General features: G+C 34.2%; 1 protein-coding gene. It reads left to right on the top strand.

All coding sequences use genetic code 11. The features are described 5' to 3' along the window. The coding region (locus CD121_RS01925; RefSeq protein ID WP_257214180.1) for a DUF334 domain-containing protein at positions 1–369 on the top strand (369 nt) is incomplete at its 5' end. Between the last annotated feature and the right edge of the window lie 609 nt (positions 370–978).

Raw genomic sequence — 978 nt, 5'->3', positions numbered from 1 at the left:
AAGGCAATTGAGCAATTACAAACTAACCAAGCCGAACTTCGACAAGCCAATAAAGATTATAAAACAACCCTTGATGAACGTATCAAGCACAACGACACAGCCATGAAACAATATGATCAAGCGTTTCATCGTTTAACCCAAGGCATTACAGCGATGTTTTTTATCATTGCCTTAGTGATGGTCGCATTTTTAGTCTTAAGTCCCTTAGGTGACTGGTTAGGTGTGCAACATTTTTATGAATGGCTGAACTATGTCCTGAAAACAGGTCATTCAGCATGGCGTTATTTCATACTTATTTTCTATCTTGTTCCTTATGCTTTATTTGGAGGACTTATATATGCCATTTTAAGCGCGTATAAGCGCATTTAATATAAATGTTGAATAAAAACCACATTTAAGGTAATAAAAAAGCTGTATCAAGCTTAAAATAGCTTAGAAATGAAAAGGAGAAACTCAATTGGTCTTTTTAGGTGCTTTTATAGCCATTGCATGTGCTTTGTTTATCATCTTTTATTTACCTTATTCAGAAAAGAGAAATAAAAAGTAACACACGCCATTATGCCGAGAAAATTTATTGTGCATTGAGAAGAACCCTTAATTAAACTGTTTCGACGAATGTCGGTATAGCGTGAGCTATGAAACCGACGAGTCGACAGTTTTAGGGTTTATTAAGGGTTCAGAGGCTCAATGTCAATAAAGCAATTGGAATAATGCATTAAAGTTATATTACTTATTGCTTTTTTAAATAATAAAAACCAACCACACTTGTGGTTGGTTTCCTTTTTGTCTTTTGAATTTGTGAGGGGCAAATTGCCCCGAACTTTTTAATATCTTTTTATAAATCTTTTTAAAACCTTTTTAGGAGGCATTTGAACCTTAGAGTGACAACAGTTTTGCCATATTAAAGGCATAGTTTTGCCACATTAAAGGCATAGTTTTGCCACATTAAAGGCATAGTTTTGCCACATTAAAGGCATA

Source organism: Staphylococcus pasteuri, assembly GCF_003970495.1.
Classification (GTDB): Bacteria; Bacillota; Bacilli; order Staphylococcales; family Staphylococcaceae; genus Staphylococcus; species Staphylococcus pasteuri.
This window is presented reverse-complemented; position numbering and strand designations above follow the sequence as displayed.